Source organism: Paenalcaligenes hominis (assembly GCF_041359055.1).
In the GTDB taxonomy this organism is placed as follows: Bacteria; Pseudomonadota; Gammaproteobacteria; order Burkholderiales; family Burkholderiaceae_B; genus Paenalcaligenes; species Paenalcaligenes hominis_A.
On record NZ_JBGJKZ010000001.1, the window covers coordinates 137,709 to 159,593 of the forward strand.

Here is a 21,885-nt window from a genome sequence, read left to right on the forward strand (position 1 = left end):
CAGAGGATCGGCGTAAATGGAAACGGTGGTTTGTCTATTGAGCCAAGGTGCCGGCTTGAAAGTCTTGCAGCGCCTGCTGAATTTGCTCTTGGGTATTCATCACAAACGGGCCGTATTGAGCAATGGGTTCTTTTAAGGGCTGACCAGCTACTAACAGCACCTTGGCTTCGGTAGAGGCCTGTAACTGAACATGATCACCATCGTTGGCTAAAATGACCATTTGGTGCGGAGTTAAGACTTGTTCATTTAGGGTAACTGAACCTTCGTAAACGACCAAGAAAGCATTGTGGTTTGCTGGAACAGGGTGGGAAAACTGGGCCTGTGCTGGCAGATGCAGATCAAGCACTAAGGGTTGCGTGACGGGACGTGTGACCGCACCGTCTGTACCCTGACTTTGCCCTGCTAACACAATTACATTTACCCCGTGCTCGGTGTGGTAGCTAGGTAGGTCCTTACGCTGAAAATCGTGATACCACGGCTCATCCATTTTATTGGCGGCGGGTAAGTTGACCCATAGCTGAAAGCCAGCCATGACACCATTTTCCTGTTGCGGGATCTCTGAGTGAATGACACCACGTGCTGCACTCATCCATTGCATGCCCCCATCCTCGAGTAGGCCCTGATTGCCGGCGCTATCCTGATGCAACATACGCCCTTTTAGCATGTAGGTCATGGTTTCAAAGCCACGGTGCGGGTGGTTAGGGAACCCGGCAATGTAATCGTCTGGATTATCGCTGCCAAAGGCATCAAGCATTAAAAAAGGATCTAGGCGTTGTTGTAAATGGTGACCAAGTAGACGGGTAAGCTTTACGCCAGCCCCATCTGAAGTGGCTTGGCCTGGGACAATGTACTCTACGGAGCGATTCATAGCGCAACCTCTTGAATTAAATACGTAATGTATTCAGTTTAAAGGATTGTGCAGGCTTTGATTAGGGGGTATTTAAGCAAAATATTGTTGCTTTTATGGCAACAATGAGTGTTATTTTGTTGAGGATATACAAAATTATTGATGATGCAACGCAGATAGGGGAGCAATTAAGCAATTCATCATTGCTTAATGAAATATTGAATTAAGCCTCTTAGCTAATTAAATAAAAGCGGCAGAAAAATATCATCAATCCACGCAAGTTGCAGTGCTTTTGGGGGCGCTTCGTTGTGGATTAAAATGTAGTGTCCTATTAAATCACTAAGTAAGGTTTCTAACGGTGGGGTGATTTTGTGATGGGCTATTTCCCCACGATCAGCTGCACGCTGCAAGATAAGTTTGAGGTGATCGCAGCAATCGGTACTCAAGGCATCACGAAGCATGGATGCTGAAGGGTAGATCTCTCTAAACTTTGAGTCAGATAACAAAGAAAAAATAATAGTGATTACCGGCGCTAATTCACTGATTCGTTCTAAATAGTTTTCTAGCTCGGGACGTAAGGCATTAAGGTTGGGCTGTGTATAAGGATATTGTTCTATTTGCGCACGGACTGTGGCAGCAACTAAAGCGGCTTTGGTATCCCAGCGCCTAGCTAATACCGAACGACTTGTGGCGGCTTCGGTAGCAACTGATTCCATCGTTAAACCAGCATAACCCGCACGCAATAGCTCTTGCCATGTGGCCTCTAAAATAGCGGCCTCTAGATGCTGATCGCGACGACGGGTTTTGGGGGTAGAGGTCATAGACAAATAGAAACTAAAAAATGATCTGATTTTATTATTTATTATGACATTGGGAACGTATAAAAATACAGTTTACCCAGAGCACGACAAGCCCGCCGTTCAGGGCGCGGACGTTGGATTTTAGCGAGGTGGGGCGGCCCGACCGCCAGCAGCAGGAGCCTACCTAAGTAACTCAGAGGCGTCTTAATGTTGCGCCTAAGCGCTGTAAGCATCTCCGGCCTTTAGGCTGGGGGGATATTAAGAGTAAAGTATCTGAGGCAGGGCTGAACCTAGTAATGCTAAGCCAGAACCAATAAGCAAGCTGAGTACGACTTTTCTAAATACAGCGTCACTGATGTATTTATAAATGCGGGTACCCAAAAGAGTAGGGATCAACATAGCAGGTAGAACCAACCCTAACAGAGGCAAGACAGAAGTAGTGACCAAGCCCGTAGCTAAGTAGGTGACCATGGTGACACTAAGTATAGCCAAATTAAAATTTTGGATAACAGCACGTTGAATGTGGCGGTCATAGCCGCGCACATAGCACCATAGGGTTGGGATAGCACCAGCAAACCCGCCTAGACCGCTCATTACTCCTCCTAGGATACCGATGATGCCATTCAAAAGAGGAAAAGTGGGCTTGGGCGTGGGGATGGTTTTGGAAAAAAGCATGACAGGACACCACAGTACTAATAGGGCTCCGATAAAAACTTTAAACCAGTTACTGTCTAGTAGAGGCAGCACCCAAACACCGAGCGGAATACCAAACAAACCACCCACTACAAACGGTGCCAACAGCGAGAGATTAAAAGCGCGGCGCACCGAGAATACGGCTAGTACTTGACCTGTTAGAGCACCAAATACAGCTAAAACTGCTGCAATCTTAGGGTCTACTGCCCAAGCCCAGAAGGACATGGCTACCATACTAAAAGCAAAGCCGGACAGCCCTTGGACAAAACCTGCAACCACAGCGCCTGTAATAATCAAAACGATAGTACTGATATCCATAAAAAAATGCTTTTTCTTTTTTTAAGGTAGTGGTTAGAGGGGTAAGACTGCAAATGGGGTGATTTTACGAATAGAGCCAATGCACTTTACGTCTTTGACATATTACTGTGCTAAATGGGATTTTGGGACAAAAAATAGCCTACAGTAGAAAAGCAAAACGCCAACCCCTAAGGATTGGCGTTTTGTTTGTATCTGGTGCCGGCTAAAGGAGTTGAACCCTCGACCTTCGCATTACAAGTGCGCTGCTCTACCAACTGAGCTAAGCCGGCTAAAAAAGATATTATAAAGGCGGATTTTTAAAAAAGCAACTTTTTAATCAGTATAAATAACTAAAGAAAAATGACCTCACTAGAAAGTGAGGTCGGTAGTCTATGCTTTTTTATAAAGCTAGAGTAGTTACTCACTGATTAAGGGGTCGGTATCATGGACCATGTGTAAGAAATGACGATGACGCTCGTATTGATCAAGGATGTCGTTGATTACCTCATCCTCGGACCAGCCCATAATATCGTAATCTTGACCGCCTTCGGCTAAATGAACTTCAGCGCGATAGTAAATTTGATTTTCAGGGCGCTTAGCGTCGGCTGGAGTCAGTGTAGGCCTAGACTCAGCAATAGGGCGTACGGTGTATTGAAAATCTTGGTATTCGCCATGATGCGCCACGCATAAAGACCAACCTTCGGCATCGCCTGCATCAGAAAGGTTTTGTTGAACTTGAGCATCAAAGCCGGATTTAATTAGCTCTTCGCTGACGGCTTTCATGGCGGGGGCAGCAGTAAGATTAATAAACCGTACCACTTGATCTTGTTGTGGCATGACGATTAAGTTACGCAGACGTTTTTGCCAAGGCTGACCAGGAACACCAATTTGCGTACGGGCTACAGTTTGATAGCGAATTTGGCGTTTGGTTGCGTCGGTGCGCAAGGCTTTAAACAAGCCGAAAATAGACAAAAGCAAAATAATGGAAAATGGGAATGCAGTAGCAATTGTCGCAGTTTGCAGCGCCTGGAGACCATCAGCTAAAAGCAGAGCTATGGCAACTAACCCTGTAAGTGCCGACCAGAAAATACGCTGCCAAACGGGTGAGGGCATATTTTCTTTAGAGGCGAGAAGGTCTATGACTAAAGCTCCAGAGTCGGCAGAGGTGACGAAGAAAACAACGACCATCATCAAAGCCAGAATAGATGTGATGCTAGTCAGAGGCATTTCCTCTAGAAACACAAATAGAGCTTGAGAGGTGTCCGCTTGCACCACAGTACCAAATTCGGTCATGCCCTCTACCAAAATATAATAGATGGCGGTATCACCAAAAACGGTCATCCAGAGCAAAGTGAAACCTGCGGGAACTAGCAACACGCCCGAAACAAATTGACGGATAGTACGGCCTCGGGAAATACGGGCAATGAACAAACCGACAAACGGTGACCAAGCAAGCCACCAGCCCCAGTAAAACAAAGTCCAACCACCGATCCAGTCATTGGGCTCGTAAGCATAAAGGTTAAAGGTGGCGGTAACGAGATCGGATAAATAGGAGCCGGTATTTTGAACAAAGGTTTGTAACAAAAAGACGGTTGGCCCTAGAATAAGCACGAAGAGCAATAACAGGAATGCAAAGCTTAGATTGATCTCTGAGAGTATTTTAATCCCTCGATCTAAACCACTGGCTACAGAAAGAGTAGCCAAGCCACAAGCAATAATAATAAGGACAATTTGGGTATAGATGGTAAATGGGAAGTCAAATAAATAGCTAAGCCCGCTATTAATTTGGGCTACACCAAAACCTAAAGAGGTGGCTACACCAAAAACGGTGCCAAGTACTGCAAAGGTATCAACGGCCTGACCTGCCTTACCATGAATATGGTCGCCGATCATAGGGTATAGTGCCGAGCTAAGCTTTAGGGGCAAGCCATGTCTATAAGAGAAAAACGCTAAGATCAACCCTACAATGGCATAGATAGACCACGCATGTAGTCCCCAATGGAAAAAGGTGATGCTCATTGCATTACGAGCAGATTCTATAGTGCCTCCTTCACCTACAGGCGGACTGATAAAATGCATTACCGGTTCGGCTACACCAAAGAACATTAGACCAATGCCCATCCCTGTAGAGAACAACATAGCAAACCATGTCATGTCTTTAAAGTCGGGGGCAGAGTGGTCAGGGCCTAGCTTAATGTCACCATAACGGCTAATCGCTAAAAAAATAGTAGAGATTAAAATAATGGCTACAGTTAGTATGTAAAACCAACTGACATTAGTGAGAATCCAGTTTTGCGTATTTCCAAATAGCTCTTGAGTGAAATTAGGAGCAAAAATAGCAAGACCCACGAGCAAAAAAATCAGCAGAGCCGCTGAGTAAAAGACGGGGGGGTTAAGACTGGTTTGCTTGAATATTTTCACAATAAACCCGATCAGTAGTTTGACTTTATGCTGTGCTGCGGTGGCAGAAGTCGTAGTGTGGACAATAAGCGATAGCAACGCGGCGCTTTTTCATTTAAGAAGCTAAAAGTACGGGTTTTAGTTTCTTAGTTTAAATATAGCGACCAAAAAGCAAAATGCCAACCCAAAGGGATTGGCATTTTTTCATTATTTAACGATACGTAGATGACCTCGATCTGGGGCGGGCCCTTTGGGATCGGGGTCATCGTGAGGCGGTTCTGTTGGCGCGCCCTCGTCGGTATACGGTGCGGATGGGCTTATTTCAAACCCCATTCCAGCCCCTGTTTCGCGTGCAAAAATAGCGGAAACGGCTGCTACCGGAACAAAGATGTCTTCGGTCACCCCGTTAAAACGGGCTTGGAATTCGATGTAATCGTTGCCTAGTATGAGCTGGTTAGTAGCAAGTAGCCCGATGTTTAAAGTGATTTGACCTTCTTGAACATGGGCTAGAGGCACCACCGTATTTTCATCGACTTGAACCACGATATGTGGGGTGTAACCGTTATCGGTACACCAGTCGTGCAAGGCGCGTAGCAAATAGGGTTTGGTAGAGGTTTCGTTAGCTGACATATTAACGACGCATTACTTTTTCAGAAGGGGTTAAGGCTTCGATAAAGGCAGGGCGTGAGAACACACGCTCACCGTATTTTTGAATCGGTGCAGCAGATTTAGGCAATTCAATACCGTAGTGGTCTAAGCGCCAAAGTAACGGAGCAATAGCCACATCTAACATAGAGAATTCTTCGCCGAGCATGTATTTGTTTTTAGTGAGGATAGGAGCAAGTTGTGCCAACCCGTCACGAATTTTTTGACGTGCTTGTTCTTGGGCTTTGGGGGCAGTTTCGTTGCGGTCTTCAAGTAAAGACACTTGGGTAAACAGCTCGCGCTCAAAATTAAACAAAAATAAACGGGTACGAGCACGCATCGTGGGATCAGCAGGCATTAGCTGCGGATGAGGGAAGCGCTCATCGATGTATTCATTGATGATATTGGATTCGTACAAAATGAGTTCACGCTCGACCAGAATAGGTACCTGGCCGTACGGGTTCATGACCGAAATATCTTCAGGTTTGTTGTACAAGTCGATATCGCGAACCTCGAAGTCCATGCCTTTCTCGAACAACACAAAACGACAGCGTTGTGAAAAGGGACAAGTAGTTCCAGAGTAGAGCACCATCATAGTATGGATTCCAGTCGTGAAAAAAAAGCAAAAAAGCCGAGGGCTTTAAACAGAAAGGCGGCCTGCCTTGTAGAAAGGCAGGCGCGCGTAACGAATAGCAAGCAAAGCGTTTATTTGATGTCTTTCCAGTATTCTTTGTTCAGGCGCCATGCGACGAAGAAGAACAAGAAAAGAAATACCATGACACCAGCACCAATTTGTTTGCGTAGTGTTTGTACCGGTTCAGCCATCCAAGCAAGAAAGTTGCTAAGGTCAGCGACATCATTATCAAACTGAGCCTGACGATCGGGATCAACAGGGGTCACCACCACGGTTTCAGAGTCATCGCCGTTGTAATTGGTTAAGACTTCGGAGCTTTGGGTATGAAAACCAAACTGATCAATATCAGTGACGGTGCGCACCCATTGTTCCTTGCCATCTACATTGGTCAAACCGACTTTTGTACGTTGTGCCGTAACGGGGCCTTGGAGTTCCCACATGGCATGAGGCATACCTACGCTTGGGAAAACGACGTTATCCCAACCTGTAGGACGGGCTGCGTCACGGTAGAAAGTACGTAAATAGCTGTAAATGTAATCGGTACCGCTAGGGCCTAAGTTAACCGATTTTGCGCGAGCAATAACGGAGAGATCAGGAGGCGTGGTACCAAACCACTTGCTACTGTCTGCTGGACGCATAGCAATAGACATGGTGTCACCGACTTTGTCCGTAGTGAAAAGCAAGTTTTTCTTGATTTCTTCTTCGGTTAGACCGATTTCGGTGAGCTTGTTGTAACGCATAGCATTGGCGCTATGGCAGTTTAAACAGTAGTTAACAAATAGCTTAGCGCCATTTTGTAAGGCGGGCAAATCATTGATGCGATTAGGGGCGCGTTCGATTGCTCCGTCGGCAGCTTGAGCTACGCTGCCTAGACTAAGAGCTAATGCCAGAGCGCCAAGGATTTTTTTAATCATGGTCATTCCGTGTTGTTAAAACGTCCTTAGTGGGCGCGGAAAGTTACGCGCTCGGGAACTGGCTTGAAGGTACCTAGACGGCTCCAGACAGGCATCAGGAAGAAGAAAGCAAGGTAAATAACCGTGCCAACCTGACTGAGCAAGTTGTAGAGATCGCTAGGTGGTTGTGTACCTAAATAGCCCAACATCAAGAAGTTCACGATAAAAATCGCATACAGAACTTTATGCCACGTCGGACGATAGCGGATGGATTTCACTGGGCTGTGATCTAACCAGGGTAGGAAGAAAAGAATCACAACCGTACCGCCCATAGCCACTACACCCCAGAACTTCGCGTCGAACACTTTAAGTGCAATAGCGACAGCAATCAGGATTGCGGGCACGATAATGCGCATCTTTCCAGGTAGGCCTTTGATGAGGAACACAATGGCAGCCAGCACTGAAGCACCCGCTAGAAGCCATGTAAAGTCATCGGTGGTGGCACGGAGCATGGAGTAAAACGGAGTGAAATACCACACTGGCGCAATGTGCGGTGGGGTCTTCATGGAGTCAGCAGGAATAAAGTTGTTGAACTCGAGGAAATACCCGCCCATTTCTGGGGCAAAAAACAAAATGGCGGCAAAGACAATCATGAACCCTGCCACCCCAACGATATCGTGCACGGAGTAGTAAGGGTGGAAAGGAATGCCATCTAATGGGCGACCTTTTGCGTCTTTTGGGCCTTGTTTAATTTCAACGCCGTCTGGGTTGTTAGAGCCGACTTCGTGCAGAGCGATTAAGTGGGCAACTACTAAGCCAATTAACACCAATGGAATAGCAACCACGTGCAATGCAAAGAAGCGGTTTAGAGTGGCGTCTGACACCACGTAGTCACCACGAATCCAAATGGCCAGCTCTGGACCAACAAAGGGAATGGCAGCAAACAAGTTAACAATAACCTGAGCACCCCAGTAAGACATTTGACCCCAAGGCAAGAGATAGCCTAGGAAGGCTTCGGCCATAAGACAGAGGAAAATAGCTACCCCGAAAATCCAGACGAGTTCGCGTGGTTTGCGGTAAGAGCCATAAAACAACCCACGTAGCATGTGTAAATACACCACCACGAAGAACATGGACGCACCGGTTGAGTGCATGTAGCGGATAAACCAGCCCCCAGGTACCTCGCGCATGATGTATTCGACCGAAGCAAAAGCAAGCTCTGCATCCGGTTTGTAGTTCATTACGAGGAAAATCCCAGAAACAATCTGAATAACCAACACCAGCATGGCAAGTGAACCGAAGAAATACCAAAAGTTGAAATTCTTGGGGGCGTAGTATTCAGACATGTGCTCTTTGTAGAGTTTCGTAAGCGGGAAGCGCTTATCGACCCATCCTAAGAGACCTGTTGTTTCAACAGTTTTGTCGTCAGCCATGAAACGGCTCCTTTAATCTTATATTTAATGAGACTGTAATGACCTTAAGCCTTGTTGTTTTCATCTACACCGATAATGACACGCGTGCCATCGGCGGAGAACTCGTAAGGCGGAATTTCAAGGTTATCGGGAGCAGGCTTGTTGCTGAAGACACGACCTGCAAGATCGAAGGTAGAACCATGGCAGGGGCAGAGGAAGCCTCCGTTCCAGCTGGATGGTAACCCGGGCTGGGCACCGTTCTCGAGACGAGGGGTAGGTGAACAACCTAAATGCGTACAAATGCCGATACATACGAAGATTTCAGGACGACGTGAGCGGTATTCGTTTTGGGCATACTCAGGCGTGAAGCCAGGGCGGTTTGAATTAGGATCAGCGAGCTCACTGTCATTTGAGGCTAAAGCGGCCAATTGACTTTCGGTACGGTGTAGAATCCAAATTGGATTGCCACGCCATTCGACAGTACGCATTTCGCCGGGCGCGAGAGTGGAAATATCTACCTCTACTGGAGCACCCGCAGCACGGGCTTTAGCCGAAGGGGCAAACGAGCCCACAAAAGGGACAGCGGTAGCCACACCGGCGACACCACCGACCGCACAGGCGGTAGTGACCCAAAAACGGCGCGCAGGGTCGGACGGGAGAATGGCGTTTTCTTCCGCTCCGTTGTCATTGGGCTGTGTCGTAATCTGACTCATTCTAGTATCCTTATTCCTGCCCAAGTTGGGCTTAGCACAAATTATGGACTTGGTCTGGGTATAGTTCTTGCAACCATCTATTATAGCGTTTGCAAATTTTCTGTGATGTCATTAAGAGGCTTATATGAGTAAAACCACTAGTTTTTTTAAAGAGTTCCGCGAATTTGCTGTGAAAGGCAACATGATCGACCTAGCAGTAGGGGTGATCATTGGCGGCGCATTCGGAAAAATTATTGATTCGCTAGTCCGAGACGTATTCATGCCAGTTATTAGCTTTATACTCGGTGGCGAAGTTGATTTTGCCAATAAATTTACCGTTTTACGCGTGCCCGAAGGCTACACGGGCGCATACACCTTAGAAGAGCTTAATGCTGCAGGAGCCGTCGTATTAGCATGGGGCAACTTTTTGACCATATTTATCAACTTCATGTTGTTGGCTTTTGTGGTCTTTGTCATGGTTAAGATGATTAACCGTATGCGCCAGGCTGTTCATCACGAAGAAGCTACTGCACCTGCCAAGCCCGCCCCTACGCCCGAAGACGTGGTGTTGTTGCGCGAAATTCGCGATGCTTTAAAAAACAAGAATGCTTAATGAGTGAATCGCGCTAATTGTACAATAAAGCCCGTGGAAATACGGGCTTTATTGTTTTAGATAGGGTTGTTGAGGTCGATAAATTCCACTTGAACCTTAAAGTGTTCGGCTACTTTTTCGCCTAATGCTTTCACACCATAGCGCTCGGTGGCATGGTGGCCTGCCCCAATGTAAGCCGTTGAGGTCTCGCAGGCATAATGGTAGGTAGGCTCGGAGGCTTCACCACTGATATAAAGGTCTACGCCGGCTTCGATGGCCTCGCTCATGAAGCCCTGCGCCCCCCCTGTGCACCACGCCAAGCGTTGAATAACCTGTTGTGGATTGCCTACAGTCAACGTTTTTCTTTGTAAAATATCGCTAATTTTATCCGACAGAGAACCTAGGCTTTCTGGTATATCTAAATAACCAGTTTGTATAAGATTGCTAGGTCCTATGCCTATAGGTTGACCATTAGTATCTAGATCGTGTTTAAAACCCAACTGACGAGCGAGTTGGGTGTTATTGCCTACCTCAGGGTGTGCGTCTAAGGGCAGGTGGTAAGCAATAAGATTTAGATTATGCTCAAGAGCGTATGCAATACGCTTTTTTTTCATACCGCGAATGCGCTCGTCTTCGTTCTTCCAAAACCAACCGTGATGCACCAGTACAGTGTCCGCACCGCGTTCTACGGCAGCCTCAAGCAGTGCTAAGGAGGCTGTCACGCCGGTAACGATATGGCGCACTGTTTCAGCCCCTTCTACTTGAAGGCCGTTAGGGCAGTAATCTTTGAAACGAGAAGACTCGAGGTAAGTATCTAACCACTGTACGAGTTCGGAACGAGAAAGAGAAATCGACATAGCTAATGCAAAAAAATGTAGGGAGATTCCCCATAGTTTAGGTCTAAAGCATATGGCAGTCTAATGAGCACTTTCGTATTAGAGCAAAGCCATGATTTCAAGGTACTTAAACTACGAGGCAACGTCTAAGTGTAGTCGACATCTGTTTTTTGTCTAGATCATAACGTTACTCATATAAAGGCACTGTTTAGGTGGCTTTGCTGTAGTCCAGCATCAGTTATTAGAAAAAAGGTGGAATATGCAAATAAAAGCTACGCCAGTTGCTTATGGAAAAAGCCCAGAGCAATGGTATGAGTGGTATGAGCCTAATGCTACTTTGCCCCCTAAGGGAGTCATTGTATTGGTTCATGGAGGGTTTTGGCGTCAGCAGCATACGTTGATACAAATGTATCCGTTAGCCAGTTTTTTTCTAGCCCAAGGATGGGCCGTCGCCAATATAGAGTATCGGCGGGGCGACTGTGATGGGAATTGGCCCCATATAATTGAGGATGTTATCCAAGCATTCCAATCAGTGCGACAGCGGGCTCAAGCGCGACAGGTTGGTGGGCCAGTAGTAGGAATAGGGCATTCCGTAGGAGGTCAGCTTGTATTGCTTGCCGCTCAGGAGCAAGATCAGGTCATTGCTTTAGCGCCTGTAACAGATGTATTACGTACTGAGCAAGAGGATTTAGGTGAGTCGGCAGCGCGGGCTTTTTTTGGGGCACAACTAACAGAGGTTGCCGTTGAGGCATCGCCTATTCATCAATTGCCTGATCAGCGCGCCTTGTTGGTGATCCATGGTGAAGAGGATCAGCGTGTTCCCCTAGCGCATTCCACCGATTATATACAGGCCTTAGAGGCTCAAGGTTTGAAGCCAGAGTTTTGGCAAGTTGAAAACCTCGATCATTTTTATATTATTGATCCGCAATGTGAGATTTGGCCTCGAGTCTTAGGCTATTTAGAGGTTAAAAATTAAATGTATTAAGTCCTAATGCCCACTAAGCCGTCGTGTCTAGGGGCGCATAAGAGTGATTTATTACATAAAAAATAGCGGCCTAAGCCGCTATTTTTAAGCGTAGTTAAAATCAGTTAGTGACATCAACTACATAGGCAATAATTGCTTCGCGATCGGCTTCGTCCATATCAGAGAAAGAAGGCATAGCGCCCATTCCTTCCATCATGGTTTTACGGATACGGTCAGCATCGGGCTTGAGCTCGTCTAGATCTGGACCAATAGTACCTGCCGCGCCTGCGTCGTTAAGTGTATGACACACGGCACAGGCAATAGGCTGTGCGCCACCGCTAAATAGCGTTTTACCTTGTTCGAGTTGGGCGGCGTCTGCTGCAATAGCTGTAGAGCTTAGGAGGGCTAGAGTTACTGAGCTAAGTGCGCTGAGTGTAGATTTCAACATATTGTTCTTATCAGAAAAAGGATAAAGGCTGAGCCTAAGCTCAGCCTAATAACATAAAGTAATGATCAGATTAAGCAACAGTGATTGTTAATGCGTGATCTTCCCAGCTGTTGTTTAAGTAGCCACGGTTGTTTTCTAGGCGTTCGGCAGGCTGAACCTCTCCGTCTTTATTAGTAGCACGGCTAGCTAAGGTGTAGGTGCCTGCTTTGAGGTTTACAGGCAGTACGAACTGACGCCATGCGAATGGGCCTAAGTCTGGGCCAGTGAACTCGGCTTTTTGCCATGTTTTTCCGCCATCAACAGAAATCTCGATGCCTGTGACATCGGAGGTACCACCCATAGCTAGACCTTGGATTTGAAGGTTGCCCGCTTTGAGTTTTGCATCGGGGTCGCCTGGATGGGTAATCCATGATTTAACTGGCATTTGCCAAACGGATTTTTGAGTTGGATCGCCTTTTTCGCCTTGAGGGGCTAAACGATAACCGGTTTGTTGAATGTTGGCGGAAGATTGTTCTGTGGTAAATGCTAAACGTTTGATGTATTTAACGTTGTTTACGCCAGTGTAACCAGGAACCACCAAACGCAAAGGACCACCGTGCGCTAAGGGGAGGGCTTCGCCGTTGATTTCCCATGCTAACAGTGCGTTTTCAATGCCCTCGAGGGGTACAGAACGCTCGACTTGGATGGTGTTAGGATCTAGACCCTCTGGGATAGGCTCGCCACCTGTACCTGTCATGTACTTGGCATCTGAGTTCATGCCACCTACGTGTTCGAGTACAGTTTTAACGGGTACACCAGTAAACATGACACAACCAGCTGCGCCAACCGTCCATTGGGTGCCGCTTGGTTTGCTAGGGAAGTAAGCACGACCATTACCTGAACACTGTAACACCATGGCTACTGTAGTTACGCCTAAGGTTTTTAGGTCAGCTACGCTAATGGTGATAGGGTTTTTAACGCCTTCGATTTGTAGTTGCCATGCATCGGGATCCGCAACGATGTCTGCGCTGGGCGGGGAGATGTTGTTACGTACAAAGAGACGATCTAGTGGAGTAATGACACCACTACCAAACGCATTACGTTTGGTTTCCATGGTATTCGCACTGTGTATTATGAGGCTGTCAGCATTTTTCCAGCTGGCATAAGGAGGCAAAGCCACTTTCTTGGCATCGTCTTGGGCTGCGGCAAGTGCTTTGGCTGCAGGTGTAAGTGTGCCGATAGCCCCGATAGAAGCAAGACCAATAGCACCGCCTGTAGTTGTTAGCAGACTGCGACGAGAGTGGTTAATCTGATTCATAACGCACCTTGTGTGTAGTAGTTGATTGTTATATGAGAAAGTAGTTTAGATCGTAGTGTTAGTTAGATATAGGAGTTCTAACCCTAGTATATAACGCAAAAAACGAGCCAATTTGGCTCGTTTTTTGATATATGGGTGCGTTTTTTGAACTATTGGGTATCGGTATCGTATTCGATGACCTCGGGTTTTTTCACTAAATTAGCAAAAATAATACCAATTTCATACAGCAAACAAAGTGGCCCAGCCAAAAGAAACTGACTAATGACATCAGGTGGTGTAACTACCGCAGCAATTACAAAAGCACCCACTATGACGTAGCCCCGAATTTCACGGAGTTTTTTAACCGTTGTTAGACCTGTTTTGACGAGTAAAACCACTGCAATAGGTACTTCGAAGGTAATCCCAAATGCAATGAACATCGTCATCACAAAGTTGAGGTAGGCCTCGATATCGGGAGCAGGGGTAATGGAGTCAGGTGCAAAAGAGGCAATAAAATGGAATACCGTTTTAAATACCACGAAATAACAAAAGCTCATTCCCAAAATAAAGAGCAGCGTACTGGAGAAAATAAGGGGAATAGCCAGTTTCTTTTCGTGAGAGTAGAGACCGGGTGCGATAAAGGCCCATGCCTGATAGAGCACAATAGGTAATGCAATGATAAACGACGTCAGCAGAGTGACTTTGACGGGTACCATAAACGGTGTGATAACACCGGTAGCAATCATGCGGGTGTCTTGGGGTAAGGACGCCAGCATGGGTTGGGCTAAAAAGTCGTAAATGACTGAGGGCCCAGGGTAAAGAAATAACACCACAAACACAGCCAGTACGCTAACAACGGCTTTAAGAAGACGGCTGCGTAACTCGACTAAGTGAGAGATAAAGGTGTCACTAGCAGGAGTAGTGCTCATTCTTTTTTACCATCAGCGCTGTTATCTGAAGCAGCAGGTTGAGAAGTGTCTTTGGTTGAGTCTGCTAAAGACTTTGCCATCGTTTCGGTATCGTGTTCAAGTTCGTTGACAGCCTTGCGCGCTTCATCAAGGGGGTCTTTAATTTGACTACCAAACTGATTAACTGACTGCTTAATAGATGAAGAGGCGTCTTCCATTTGTTTTTTAATGGAATTGATCTCATCCAAGTCAATTTCGCGTTGAATATCGGTTTTGACTTCGTTCATGTAGCGTTGCGCACGTCCAAACATGTGGCCTACCGTACGGGCAACACGGGGTAGGCGTTCGGGGCCAAGAACGACCAACGCTACGATACCGATGAGTAAAAGTTCGCTGAAGCTAATGTCAAACATAGTGATAAACGAGACGTATTAGTTTTTAGAGACGTCTTGTTTTTCTGTGGCTTGAACGTCTACGGTATGTTGATCAGCCACCTGTTTAGGAGGCAGGTCTTCGGATTCGGCTTCTTTGATGCCTTTTTTAAACCCTTTAACAGCGCCGCCTAGGTCTTCGCCGATATTACGAAGCTTTTTGGTGCCAAAAACTAAAGCAACAATGACTAAAACAACAAGCCAATGCCAAATACTAAAACTACCCATGGTAGGACTCCGGTTATGCAACTGCTGTTGCAGTGTTTTTCCAAGGGCGTTCGCCCCCAATAATATGTAAATGCAGGTGGTCGATTTCTTGGCCACCGTCTTGACCGCTATTAATGACGATACGATATCCGCCTTTGGCACCCGGTCTACAGCCATTGTCTAGGGCAATCTGAGGCACTAGAGCCATCATTTTTCCTAGCCAGTTTGCATCGTTATCTGTGACGTGTTGCATAGACACAATGTGATGTTTTGGGATCAGTAAAATGTGAACGGGTGCGACTGGGTTGATGTCTTTGAAGGCAAGAAAGTCGTCGTCTTCGTAAACCTTAGCCGAGGGAATCGTACCCTCGATAATTTTGCAAAATAAACAATCTTGACTCATGTCTGTTCAGTGTGAGTAGGTACCGTTTTAAATAAAGTATGTTTTAACTATTGTAGTGTATTGTGGGCTGTTGTTGGAATTAACTTCGATTGGCCTTTTCCACTAGACCCGAGATGCCTTGGCGTTTAGCCAGCTCGGCAAAAACTTGTGCGGGTTCAATATCATAATAGTTTAATGCGACTAAACAATGAAACCATAAGTCAGCGGTTTCACTAACTAGGCTTTGACGGTCTTGGTCTTTGGCCGCCATCACCACTTCGGTGGCTTCCTCGCCAATCTTTTTTAAAAACGCATCGGGACCTTTGGCGTAGAGTTTGGCTACATAGGAGCTGTCGGGATCGCCGCCAGCACTGGGCAAGCGAGATTGCAATACAGCCATTAATTCAGTTAAAACGAGGTCGGCATTCATGAGTATATGCTGTCGGGATCTTTAAGGACGGGGTCAGTGATTTCCCACTGCGGACTAGTACCGGAGCAGTCTAGGCGAGAATAAAAGCAACTATTACGCCCTGTATGGCATGCGATGTCGCCCTGTTGTTCCACAGTAAGCAAGATCACATCGCCATCACAGTCTAAGCGAATGGATTGTACATTTTGGTGGTGGCCCGATTCCTCGCCCTTGCGCCAAAGTTTTTGCCTAGAGCGTGACCAGTACACCGCCCGCTGAGTGGCTACTGTTTCCTTTAAGGCGTCAGCATTCATCCAGGCCACCATTAAAATACGACCGGTGTGAAGGTCTTGGGCGATAGCAGGGATTAAACCCTGCGCATCGAAATGAACGTGGTCTAACCAGTTTTTGCTCATAACACCTTGATGCCCTGTTGGGCTAAATAGGTTTTGGCTTCGGCAATGGTGTGTTCGCCATAATGAAAAATACTAGCGGCTAGCACGGCTGAGGCACCGCCTTTGAGCACGCCATCAGCTAGGTCTTGGAGAGAACCCACACCACCGGATGCGATCACAGGAATCGCCACAGCATCAGAAATAGCACGAGTAAGAGCTAAGTCAAAACCCGATTTGGTACCGTCTTTATCCATGCTGGTGACTAAAAGCGCACCAGCACCCATTTCCTCCATGCGTTGTGCCCATTCTATGGCATCTATACCAGTGGCGCGTTTGCCACCATGGGTATAAATTTCCCAAGTGGGGTGACTAGGATCAGCGGAGGTTTGACGAGCATCGATGGCTACGATAATGCTGTCTTTACCGAACTGTTTGCTGGCAGCGCGCACCAGTTCGGGGTTGCTAATAGCAGCACTATTGATGGAAATGCGGGTAGCCCCAGCGTCCATTAAACGTTGGACATCGGCGAGCTCGCGCACGCCGCCGCCTACAGTAAGGGGGATAGAAATGTTTTTTGCGACCTCTGCAATAATGGGCAAGATCAAATCACGATCTTCGGTGGTCGCTGTGATATCAAGTAAAGTGAGTTCATCAGCGCCTTGTTCATTGTAGCGGCGTGCAATTTCAACGGGGTCCCCTGCATCAACTAGGTCAACAAAGTTGACGCCTTTCACAACACGACCGGCTGTGACATCAAGGCAGGGGATAATACGGCAAGCTTGTTCAGATTTCATGCTTCGTACTCGTCAGCAAAGGTTTGCGCCTCGGCGAAGTCCAAGGTGCCTTCGTAAATACTACGGCCTAAGATAACGCCCTCTACCCCTTCGTGTTCTACCGCGCATAATGCATCTATGTCTTTGAGGTCAGTAACCCCGCCCGATGCGATCACAGGAATGTTGACGTGTTGAGCAAGGCGTACTGTGGCTTCGATATTGACACCAGATAGCATGCCGTCGCGCCCAATATCGGTATAGATAATGGACTCACAACCGTAGTCTTCGAATTTTTTAGCTAAATCTAATACATCGTGGCGAGAGACCTTGCTCCAGCCATCGGTAGCAACTTTGCCATCGCGTGCATCTAGACCTACGATGATGCTGCCAGGAAAGGCACTACAAGCATCACGTAGAAAACCAGGGCTTTTTACTGCAGCTGTGCCAATAATGACGTAGCGCATGCCCATGTCTAAATAGGTCTCGATGGTATCTAAATCGCGGATTCCTCCGCCAATTTGGACGGGGATTTCATCACTCACCGTATCTAAAATAGCGGCGATTGCCTCTTTGTTGAGAGGTTTTCCAGCAAAAGCACCGTTCAAATCAACCAGATGTAGACGACGTGCGCCTTGTTCTAGCCATTGTTCGGCCATGGCGGCAGGATCATCAGAAAATACAGTAACGTCATCTAAAGCGCCTTGGCGCAAGCGCACACAACGTCCGTCTTTAAGGTCGATGGCAGGAATGAGTAACATGATGTAGAACCAATAAATGCGTAAAAGAAAATGGCAAAAAGGTTATAAGACGCCTTTGGTAGAAGGAATGACGTTTTCATTACGTGGATCCTTTTCAAGCGCCATGCGCATGGCACGCCCAAAAGCTTTAAAAATGGATTCACATTGATGGTGGGCATTTTCGCCACGTAAATTATCAATATGAACGGTGGCTTGTGCATGGTTCACGAAGCCTTGGAAGAACTCACGCGCTAAGTCTACATCAAAATTACCAATGCGCGCGCGCGAATAATCAACAAAATAGAACAAACCCGGACGGCCAGAGAAGTCCATAGCAACTCGTGATAGCGACTCGTCCATAGGAACGTAAGCATGGCCGTAACGACGAATGCCGGCTTTATTGCCGATTGCTTTGGCAATGGCCTGACCGAGCGCAATACCAATGTCTTCCACAGTGTGATGATCATCAATATGGGTATCGCCATCACAGTGCACATCAAGGTCTATCATGCCATGACGAGCAATTTGGTCGAGCATATGATCAAGGAAAGGCACGCCACTATTTAGGCTTTGGCGGCCTGTGCCATCCAAGTTAATAGAAACGCGAATACGAGTTTCGCTGGTATTACGAGTTACTTCGGCAGTACGCATAGTGATGACAAAAAATTAAGAGGTTTTAAGCCGATATTCGGCACTGGCAGCGTGAGCATAGAGACCTTCGCCTTTGGCTAAGGTCGCGGCGATGGGCCCGAGGGCTTGAGCGCCAGCAGATGACACATGAATAATACTGCTACGTTTTTGGAAATCGTAGACGCCTAGGGGCGAGGAAAAACGTGCAGTACGAGAAGTGGGTAAAACGTGGTTTGGCCCTGCGCAGTAATCGCCAAGCGATTCAGAGCTGTAATGACCGAGGAAAATAGCACCTGCATGGCGTATGTAAGGCAACCATGTTTCAGGGGCTGTAGTACATACCTCTAGGTGTTCGGGCGCAATAAAGTTGGCAATTTCACATGCTTCGTGCAAGTCTTTGACCAGAATAAGCGCGCCGCGATCTGCTAGGCTGGTGCGAATAATATCTGCACGTGGCATGGTGGGCAGTAATTTTTCTATGGCGTCCTCGACCGCCTGTAAGTAGTTGGCATCGGGACACAATAAAATGGACTGTGCTAATTCGTCGTGCTCGGCTTGGGAGAAAAGGTCCATAGCGACCCATTCTGCTGGCGCACTGCCATCGGCAATAATTAAAATTTCACTGGGGCCGGCGATCATGTCGATGCCTACTGTACCGAAAACGCGGCGTTTAGCTTCGGCTACGTATGCATTGCCGGGACCAACTATTTTATCTACGGCTTGGATGGTGTCTGTGCCATAGGCCAGAGCGCCCACTGCTTGGGCACCGCCGATAGCGTAGACCTTGTCTACACCGCTTAGGGCGGCTGCAGCCAGCACCAGAGGGTTGCGCTGGCCTTTAGGGGTGGGCGTAACCATAATGAGTTGACTGACACCAGCGACTTTGGCCGGGATGGCATTCATGAGAACCGAGGAAGGGTAGGCCGCTTTGCCACCAGGCACATATAAGCCCACGCGGTCTAATGGGGTGACCTGCTGCCCTAAACGAGTGCCATCGGCTTCGGTATAGGTCCAGCTTTTGCCTAGCTGGTGTTCGTGATATTGCCGCACCCGTTGCGCAGCTGCTTCTAGGGCAGCGCGCTGGGTAGGTTCGAGTGTGTTGAGCGCATGATGTAATTCGTCGTGATGGATTTCGAGTTCAGATGCATGATGAACCTGTACGCCATCAAAGCGATGGGTAAATTCAATGAGCGCTGCATCACCACGTTGGCGGATTTGATGCAAAATGTCTCTACAGGCATTTTCAATAGAAGCGTCTTGCGTTTCTTCAAACGCTAATAGCTGACGCAATTCAGCATTAAACTGAGCAGTGTTAGACTGCAAACGACGAATTACAGACATAAACCAGATGTTCCTAAAGCGATAATCTATACGCTTAGTGTATATCGGAACGCTTAGTTTTGGGGGGCTGGATCGAAAGCAGCTTGCATTAATGCATCAATTAAAGGCTGAAGTTGTGTTTGGCGCGTTTTCATGGCGGCCTGATTAATAATAAGACGCGAGGAAATTTGAGAAATTTCTTCGACCTCAGTCAGGTGATTAGCCCGTAGTGTGCCGCCAGTAGATACTAAATCCACAATAGCATCGGCTAGGCCCACCAGAGGCGCAAGTTCCATTGAGCCATACAGTTTGATCAGATCAATGTAAACGCCTTTGCTTGCAAAGTGTTCACGTGCAGCACGTGTGTATTTGGTCGCGACTCGTAAGCGGGAACCTTGCTTTACGGCATTGTGGTAATCAAAGCCATCGGGCACGGCAACAGACATCCGACAGCGCGCGATATTTAAATCTACCGGCTGATAGAGACCGCCAGGGTGACTTTCCATGTGCTCATACAACACATCTTTGCCTGCAATGCCAATATGGGCGGCACCGTATTGAACATAGGTGGGGACATCGGTGGCGCGCACAATAATGATTTGTATATCGGGCGAGTTGGTGGGCAAAATTAATTTGCGTGAGGTTTCTGGGTTTTCGAGAACCTCGATGCCAGCTTGATTAAGCAAAGGCATGGTTTCATCGAAAATACGCCCTTTAGAAAGAGCAAGAGTTAAGGGGCGATTGGGGTTGGCAGGGCTCATAACATTATTCCTGACGCAAGCGTTCAATAGTAGCGCCTATGGCGGCTAGCTTGTTTTCCATGCGGTCGTAACCGCGATCTAAGTGATAAATACGATCAATAATGGTTTCGCCTTCGGCGGCTAAGCCAGCAATAACTAGGCTGGCTGAGGCACGTAAGTCAGTCGCCATAACGCGCGCCCCGAGCAAGCGCTCAACGCCTTTCACGTACGCAGTATGCCCTTCGGTTTCAATGTGGGCCCCTAGACGTTGTAGTTCTTGAACATGCATAAAGCGATTTTCAAAGATATTTTCTACAATAACGGCGGTGCCTTGAGCTAGTGCATTAAGCGCCATGAGCTGAGCCTGCATGTCGGTAGGGAAACCAGGGTGTTCAGCGGTACTAAAACTGACGGACAAGGGGCGAGAATTCATACGACCATGAATACGTGTGCCATCGCATTGAATGCTTAGGCCAGCTTGTTCTAGCTTTTCTAGTGTAGAACGTAAGGTGTGGGGGGCTGTGTTATGCAGGGTGATAGCACCACCTGTAGCACCTACGGCACATAAAAACGTACCTGTTTCAATACGATCTGGCATGATGGCGTGCTCAGCACCGTGCAAACGTTCCACCCCTTGAATCACAATACGCTCGGTACCATGACCTGAGATTTTCGCGCCCATTTTAATTAAAAGCTCGGCCAGATCAACAATTTCAGGCTCTTGGGCAGCGTTTTCTAAAATGGTTTCGCCCTGGGCTAGAGCGGCTGCCATAAGCAGATTTTCTGTGCCTGTTACCGTTACCATGTCGGTGCGAATCGACGCCCCTTTAAGGCGTTTGGCCTTGGCAACCACAAAGCCGTGCTCGATTTCAATCTCGGCCCCCATGGCTTGTAGGCCTTTTATGTGCTGATCTACTGGGCGTTGACCAATAGCGCAGCCCCCAGGTAAGCTTACCCGAGCCTCACCAAAACGTGCGAGCAAAGGGCCTAGTACCAAAATAGAGGCGCGCATGGTCTTAACGAGCTCGTAAGGGGCCTCGAGACTGGTAATTTGAGAGGCGTTAAGCGTGATGTGCTCGCCCTCGACGTGGGCGCGTACGCCGAGTTGCTCAAGCAAGCTACAGACGGTACGAATATCACGTAAACGCGGCACATTGCTGAGCACTAAGTCGTCTGCTGTGAGCAGGCTAGCACACAGAATGGGTAAAGCCGCATTCTTGGCGCCAGAAATGGTGACGTCCCCGTGCAGTTTCTGACCACCGGTGATGCGTAATTTATCCATTATTGAGCCTTGTGTTCGTCTGGGGTAAGAGTGCGCATGGAAAGGGCGTGAATTTCGCTTTTCATACGATCGCCTAAGGCAGCGTAAACCACTTGATGGCGTTGAATACGACTTTTGCCTTCAAAAGCAGAGCTGACGATGAGGGCTTCGAAATGAGAGCCATCGCCTTGGACTTCGATGTGATCACACGCTAAGTTGTCATTGATGTACTGACGTACAAGTTCTGGGGTGGGCAACATAGT

Annotated in this window: 27 protein-coding genes and 1 tRNA gene; 2 read left to right on the forward strand and 26 right to left on the reverse strand. The window is 47.5% G+C overall.

From position 1 onward, the window contains the following. Window positions 1–34: 34 nt before the first annotated feature. From ACBP46_RS00625 to petA, 10 genes are all read right to left on the reverse strand, one after another. Entirely contained in the window at window positions 35–868 is an 834-nt protein-coding gene (locus tag ACBP46_RS00625; protein ID WP_371014811.1) for a pirin family protein, read from the reverse strand. A gap of 215 nt (window positions 869–1,083) precedes the next feature. Continuing rightward, window positions 1,084–1,668 carry a TetR/AcrR family transcriptional regulator gene (locus ACBP46_RS00630; RefSeq protein ID WP_371014812.1) on the reverse strand — a complete coding sequence of 195 codons (585 nt, stop codon included), beginning with the start codon at window positions 1,666–1,668 and terminating at the stop codon, window positions 1,084–1,086. Between the two features lie 237 nt (window positions 1,669–1,905). Beyond that, a complete protein-coding gene (locus tag ACBP46_RS00635; RefSeq protein ID WP_371014813.1) occupies window positions 1,906–2,658 on the reverse strand; it encodes a sulfite exporter TauE/SafE family protein in 753 nt (250 codons plus the stop codon). A 193-nt stretch (window positions 2,659–2,851) separates the two neighbouring features. Beyond that, window positions 2,852–2,927 (reverse strand) — tRNA-Thr (locus tag ACBP46_RS00640). Between the two features lie 127 nt (window positions 2,928–3,054). After that, window positions 3,055–5,058, reverse strand: a complete 2,004-nt coding sequence (locus tag ACBP46_RS00645) for a BCCT family transporter (RefSeq protein WP_371014814.1) — start codon at window positions 5,056–5,058, stop codon at window positions 3,055–3,057. A gap of 186 nt (window positions 5,059–5,244) precedes the next feature. Beyond that, entirely contained in the window at window positions 5,245–5,667 is a 423-nt protein-coding gene (locus ACBP46_RS00650; RefSeq protein WP_167661324.1) for a ClpXP protease specificity-enhancing factor, read from the reverse strand. Between the two features lies 1 nt (window position 5,668). After that, window positions 5,669–6,277 (reverse strand): glutathione S-transferase N-terminal domain-containing protein, encoded by a 609-nt coding sequence (locus tag ACBP46_RS00655; protein ID WP_371014815.1) that lies wholly within the window; start codon window positions 6,275–6,277, stop codon window positions 5,669–5,671. 110 nt (window positions 6,278–6,387) lie between these two features. Then, entirely contained in the window at window positions 6,388–7,236 is an 849-nt protein-coding gene (locus ACBP46_RS00660) for a cytochrome c1 (RefSeq protein WP_371014816.1), read from the reverse strand. Between the two features lie 20 nt (window positions 7,237–7,256). Continuing rightward, entirely contained in the window at window positions 7,257–8,642 is a 1,386-nt protein-coding gene (locus ACBP46_RS00665) for a cytochrome b (RefSeq protein WP_167661322.1), read from the reverse strand. 44 nt (window positions 8,643–8,686) lie between these two features. After that, a complete protein-coding gene (gene petA, locus ACBP46_RS00670; RefSeq protein ID WP_167661321.1) occupies window positions 8,687–9,334 on the reverse strand; it encodes a ubiquinol-cytochrome c reductase iron-sulfur subunit in 648 nt (215 codons plus the stop codon). 124 nt (window positions 9,335–9,458) lie between these two features. On the opposite strand from petA, the gene mscL reads away from it, so the two are divergent. Next, entirely contained in the window at window positions 9,459–9,926 is a 468-nt protein-coding gene (mscL, locus tag ACBP46_RS00675; RefSeq protein WP_077734209.1) for a large conductance mechanosensitive channel protein MscL, read from the forward strand. Between the two features lie 56 nt (window positions 9,927–9,982). Here mscL and ACBP46_RS00680 read toward each other — a convergent pair whose 3' ends face one another. Continuing rightward, window positions 9,983–10,762 carry a Nif3-like dinuclear metal center hexameric protein gene (locus ACBP46_RS00680; protein ID WP_371014817.1) on the reverse strand — a complete coding sequence of 260 codons (780 nt, stop codon included), beginning with the start codon at window positions 10,760–10,762 and terminating at the stop codon, window positions 9,983–9,985. 238 nt (window positions 10,763–11,000) lie between these two features. Here ACBP46_RS00680 and ACBP46_RS00685 point away from each other — a divergent pair, with 238 nt between their 5' ends. Then, a complete protein-coding gene (locus tag ACBP46_RS00685; RefSeq protein WP_371014818.1) occupies window positions 11,001–11,717 on the forward strand; it encodes an alpha/beta hydrolase family protein in 717 nt (238 codons plus the stop codon). 109 nt (window positions 11,718–11,826) lie between these two features. Here ACBP46_RS00685 and sorU read toward each other — a convergent pair whose 3' ends face one another. The 15 genes from sorU to ACBP46_RS00760 form a co-directional block, all read right to left on the reverse strand. Then, a complete protein-coding gene (gene sorU, locus ACBP46_RS00690) occupies window positions 11,827–12,153 on the reverse strand; it encodes a SorU family sulfite dehydrogenase c-type cytochrome subunit (protein ID WP_371014819.1) in 327 nt (108 codons plus the stop codon). A gap of 70 nt (window positions 12,154–12,223) precedes the next feature. Then, window positions 12,224–13,450 (reverse strand): SorT family sulfite dehydrogenase catalytic subunit, encoded by a 1,227-nt coding sequence (gene sorT, locus ACBP46_RS00695; protein WP_371014820.1) that lies wholly within the window; start codon window positions 13,448–13,450, stop codon window positions 12,224–12,226. Between the two features lie 149 nt (window positions 13,451–13,599). Next, window positions 13,600–14,358, reverse strand: coding sequence for a twin-arginine translocase subunit TatC (gene tatC, locus ACBP46_RS00700; protein ID WP_371014821.1), 759 nt, complete (start codon window positions 14,356–14,358; stop codon window positions 13,600–13,602). Then, entirely contained in the window at window positions 14,355–14,750 is a 396-nt protein-coding gene (gene tatB, locus ACBP46_RS00705) for a Sec-independent protein translocase protein TatB (protein WP_371014822.1), read from the reverse strand. Before tatB ends, tatC begins: the two co-directional genes overlap by 4 nt. Window positions 14,751–14,768: 18 nt before the next feature. Further along, entirely contained in the window at window positions 14,769–14,996 is a 228-nt protein-coding gene (gene tatA / locus ACBP46_RS00710) for a Sec-independent protein translocase subunit TatA (RefSeq protein ID WP_371014823.1), read from the reverse strand. Window positions 14,997–15,009: 13 nt separating this feature from the next. Next, the gene (locus ACBP46_RS00715; RefSeq protein ID WP_371014824.1) at window positions 15,010–15,378 is read right to left on the reverse strand and encodes a histidine triad nucleotide-binding protein; all 369 of its coding nucleotides are present in this window, start codon (window positions 15,376–15,378) and stop codon (window positions 15,010–15,012) included. 79 nt (window positions 15,379–15,457) lie between these two features. Then, window positions 15,458–15,787: a phosphoribosyl-ATP diphosphatase gene (locus ACBP46_RS00720; protein ID WP_371014825.1), complete on the reverse strand. Its 330-nt coding sequence runs from the start codon at window positions 15,785–15,787 to the stop codon at window positions 15,458–15,460. Then, complete coding sequence (gene hisI, locus ACBP46_RS00725; RefSeq protein ID WP_371014826.1) at window positions 15,784–16,182, reverse strand: phosphoribosyl-AMP cyclohydrolase; 399 nt, start codon at window positions 16,180–16,182, stop codon at window positions 15,784–15,786. The genes ACBP46_RS00720 and hisI overlap by 4 nt, the downstream gene beginning before the upstream one ends. After that, complete coding sequence (gene hisF, locus ACBP46_RS00730) at window positions 16,179–16,955, reverse strand: imidazole glycerol phosphate synthase subunit HisF (protein WP_371014827.1); 777 nt, start codon at window positions 16,953–16,955, stop codon at window positions 16,179–16,181. The genes hisI and hisF overlap by 4 nt, the downstream gene beginning before the upstream one ends. Then, entirely contained in the window at window positions 16,952–17,692 is a 741-nt protein-coding gene (gene hisA, locus ACBP46_RS00735) for a 1-(5-phosphoribosyl)-5-[(5-phosphoribosylamino)methylideneamino]imidazole-4-carboxamide isomerase (protein WP_371014828.1), read from the reverse strand. The genes hisF and hisA overlap by 4 nt, the downstream gene beginning before the upstream one ends. Window positions 17,693–17,734: 42 nt before the next feature. Beyond that, window positions 17,735–18,322, reverse strand: coding sequence for an imidazoleglycerol-phosphate dehydratase HisB (hisB, locus tag ACBP46_RS00740; protein ID WP_371014829.1), 588 nt, complete (start codon window positions 18,320–18,322; stop codon window positions 17,735–17,737). A 15-nt stretch (window positions 18,323–18,337) separates the two neighbouring features. Further along, on the reverse strand, window positions 18,338–19,642 hold the full coding sequence (gene hisD, locus ACBP46_RS00745) for a histidinol dehydrogenase (RefSeq protein ID WP_371014830.1): 1,305 nt from the start codon (window positions 19,640–19,642) through the stop codon (window positions 18,338–18,340). 53 nt (window positions 19,643–19,695) lie between these two features. Beyond that, the gene (gene hisG, locus ACBP46_RS00750; RefSeq protein ID WP_371014831.1) at window positions 19,696–20,382 is read right to left on the reverse strand and encodes an ATP phosphoribosyltransferase; all 687 of its coding nucleotides are present in this window, start codon (window positions 20,380–20,382) and stop codon (window positions 19,696–19,698) included. A 4-nt stretch (window positions 20,383–20,386) separates the two neighbouring features. Then, window positions 20,387–21,643, reverse strand: coding sequence for a UDP-N-acetylglucosamine 1-carboxyvinyltransferase (gene murA, locus ACBP46_RS00755; RefSeq protein WP_371014832.1), 1,257 nt, complete (start codon window positions 21,641–21,643; stop codon window positions 20,387–20,389). Further along, window positions 21,643–21,882, reverse strand: a complete 240-nt coding sequence (locus ACBP46_RS00760; protein WP_371014833.1) for a BolA family protein — start codon at window positions 21,880–21,882, stop codon at window positions 21,643–21,645. The genes murA and ACBP46_RS00760 overlap by 1 nt, the downstream gene beginning before the upstream one ends. Window positions 21,883–21,885: the final 3 nt, after the last annotated feature.

Bases quoted from the DNA above. Each gene is read 5' to 3' on its own strand.
- hisD (WP_371014830.1), bottom strand. From the start codon at position 19,642: ATGTCTGTAATTCGTCGTTTGCAGTCTAACACTGCTCAGTTTAATGCT.
- mscL (WP_077734209.1), top strand. From the start codon at position 9,459: ATGAGTAAAACCACTAGTTTTTTTAAAGAGTTCCGCGAATTTGCTGTG.
- ACBP46_RS00625 (WP_371014811.1), bottom strand. From the start codon at position 868: ATGAATCGCTCCGTAGAGTACATTGTCCCAGGCCAAGCCACTTCAGAT.
- ACBP46_RS00685 (WP_371014818.1), top strand. From the start codon at position 11,001: ATGCAAATAAAAGCTACGCCAGTTGCTTATGGAAAAAGCCCAGAGCAA.
- ACBP46_RS00760 (WP_371014833.1), bottom strand. From the start codon at position 21,882: ATGTTGCCCACCCCAGAACTTGTACGTCAGTACATCAATGACAACTTA.
- ACBP46_RS00715 (WP_371014824.1), bottom strand. From the start codon at position 15,378: ATGAGTCAAGATTGTTTATTTTGCAAAATTATCGAGGGTACGATTCCC.
- hisG (WP_371014831.1), bottom strand. From the start codon at position 20,382: ATGAGCCCTGCCAACCCCAATCGCCCCTTAACTCTTGCTCTTTCTAAA.
- murA (WP_371014832.1), bottom strand. From the start codon at position 21,643: ATGGATAAATTACGCATCACCGGTGGTCAGAAACTGCACGGGGACGTC.
- ACBP46_RS00630 (WP_371014812.1), bottom strand. From the start codon at position 1,668: ATGACCTCTACCCCCAAAACCCGTCGTCGCGATCAGCATCTAGAGGCC.
- tatB (WP_371014822.1), bottom strand. From the start codon at position 14,750: ATGTTTGACATTAGCTTCAGCGAACTTTTACTCATCGGTATCGTAGCG.
- hisI (WP_371014826.1), bottom strand. From the start codon at position 16,182: ATGAGCAAAAACTGGTTAGACCACGTTCATTTCGATGCGCAGGGTTTA.
- sorT (WP_371014820.1), bottom strand. From the start codon at position 13,450: ATGAATCAGATTAACCACTCTCGTCGCAGTCTGCTAACAACTACAGGC.
- tatC (WP_371014821.1), bottom strand. From the start codon at position 14,358: ATGAGCACTACTCCTGCTAGTGACACCTTTATCTCTCACTTAGTCGAG.
- sorU (WP_371014819.1), bottom strand. From the start codon at position 12,153: ATGTTGAAATCTACACTCAGCGCACTTAGCTCAGTAACTCTAGCCCTC.
- ACBP46_RS00665 (WP_167661322.1), bottom strand. From the start codon at position 8,642: ATGGCTGACGACAAAACTGTTGAAACAACAGGTCTCTTAGGATGGGTC.
- ACBP46_RS00660 (WP_371014816.1), bottom strand. From the start codon at position 7,236: ATGACCATGATTAAAAAAATCCTTGGCGCTCTGGCATTAGCTCTTAGT.
- ACBP46_RS00635 (WP_371014813.1), bottom strand. From the start codon at position 2,658: ATGGATATCAGTACTATCGTTTTGATTATTACAGGCGCTGTGGTTGCA.
- hisF (WP_371014827.1), bottom strand. From the start codon at position 16,955: ATGAAATCTGAACAAGCTTGCCGTATTATCCCCTGCCTTGATGTCACA.
- tatA (WP_371014823.1), bottom strand. From the start codon at position 14,996: ATGGGTAGTTTTAGTATTTGGCATTGGCTTGTTGTTTTAGTCATTGTT.
- hisA (WP_371014828.1), bottom strand. From the start codon at position 17,692: ATGTTACTCATTCCTGCCATCGACCTTAAAGACGGACGTTGTGTGCGC.
- ACBP46_RS00650 (WP_167661324.1), bottom strand. From the start codon at position 5,667: ATGTCAGCTAACGAAACCTCTACCAAACCCTATTTGCTACGCGCCTTG.
- ACBP46_RS00680 (WP_371014817.1), bottom strand. From the start codon at position 10,762: ATGTCGATTTCTCTTTCTCGTTCCGAACTCGTACAGTGGTTAGATACT.
- hisB (WP_371014829.1), bottom strand. From the start codon at position 18,322: ATGCGTACTGCCGAAGTAACTCGTAATACCAGCGAAACTCGTATTCGC.
- ACBP46_RS00655 (WP_371014815.1), bottom strand. From the start codon at position 6,277: ATGATGGTGCTCTACTCTGGAACTACTTGTCCCTTTTCACAACGCTGT.
- petA (WP_167661321.1), bottom strand. From the start codon at position 9,334: ATGAGTCAGATTACGACACAGCCCAATGACAACGGAGCGGAAGAAAAC.
- ACBP46_RS00720 (WP_371014825.1), bottom strand. From the start codon at position 15,787: ATGAATGCCGACCTCGTTTTAACTGAATTAATGGCTGTATTGCAATCT.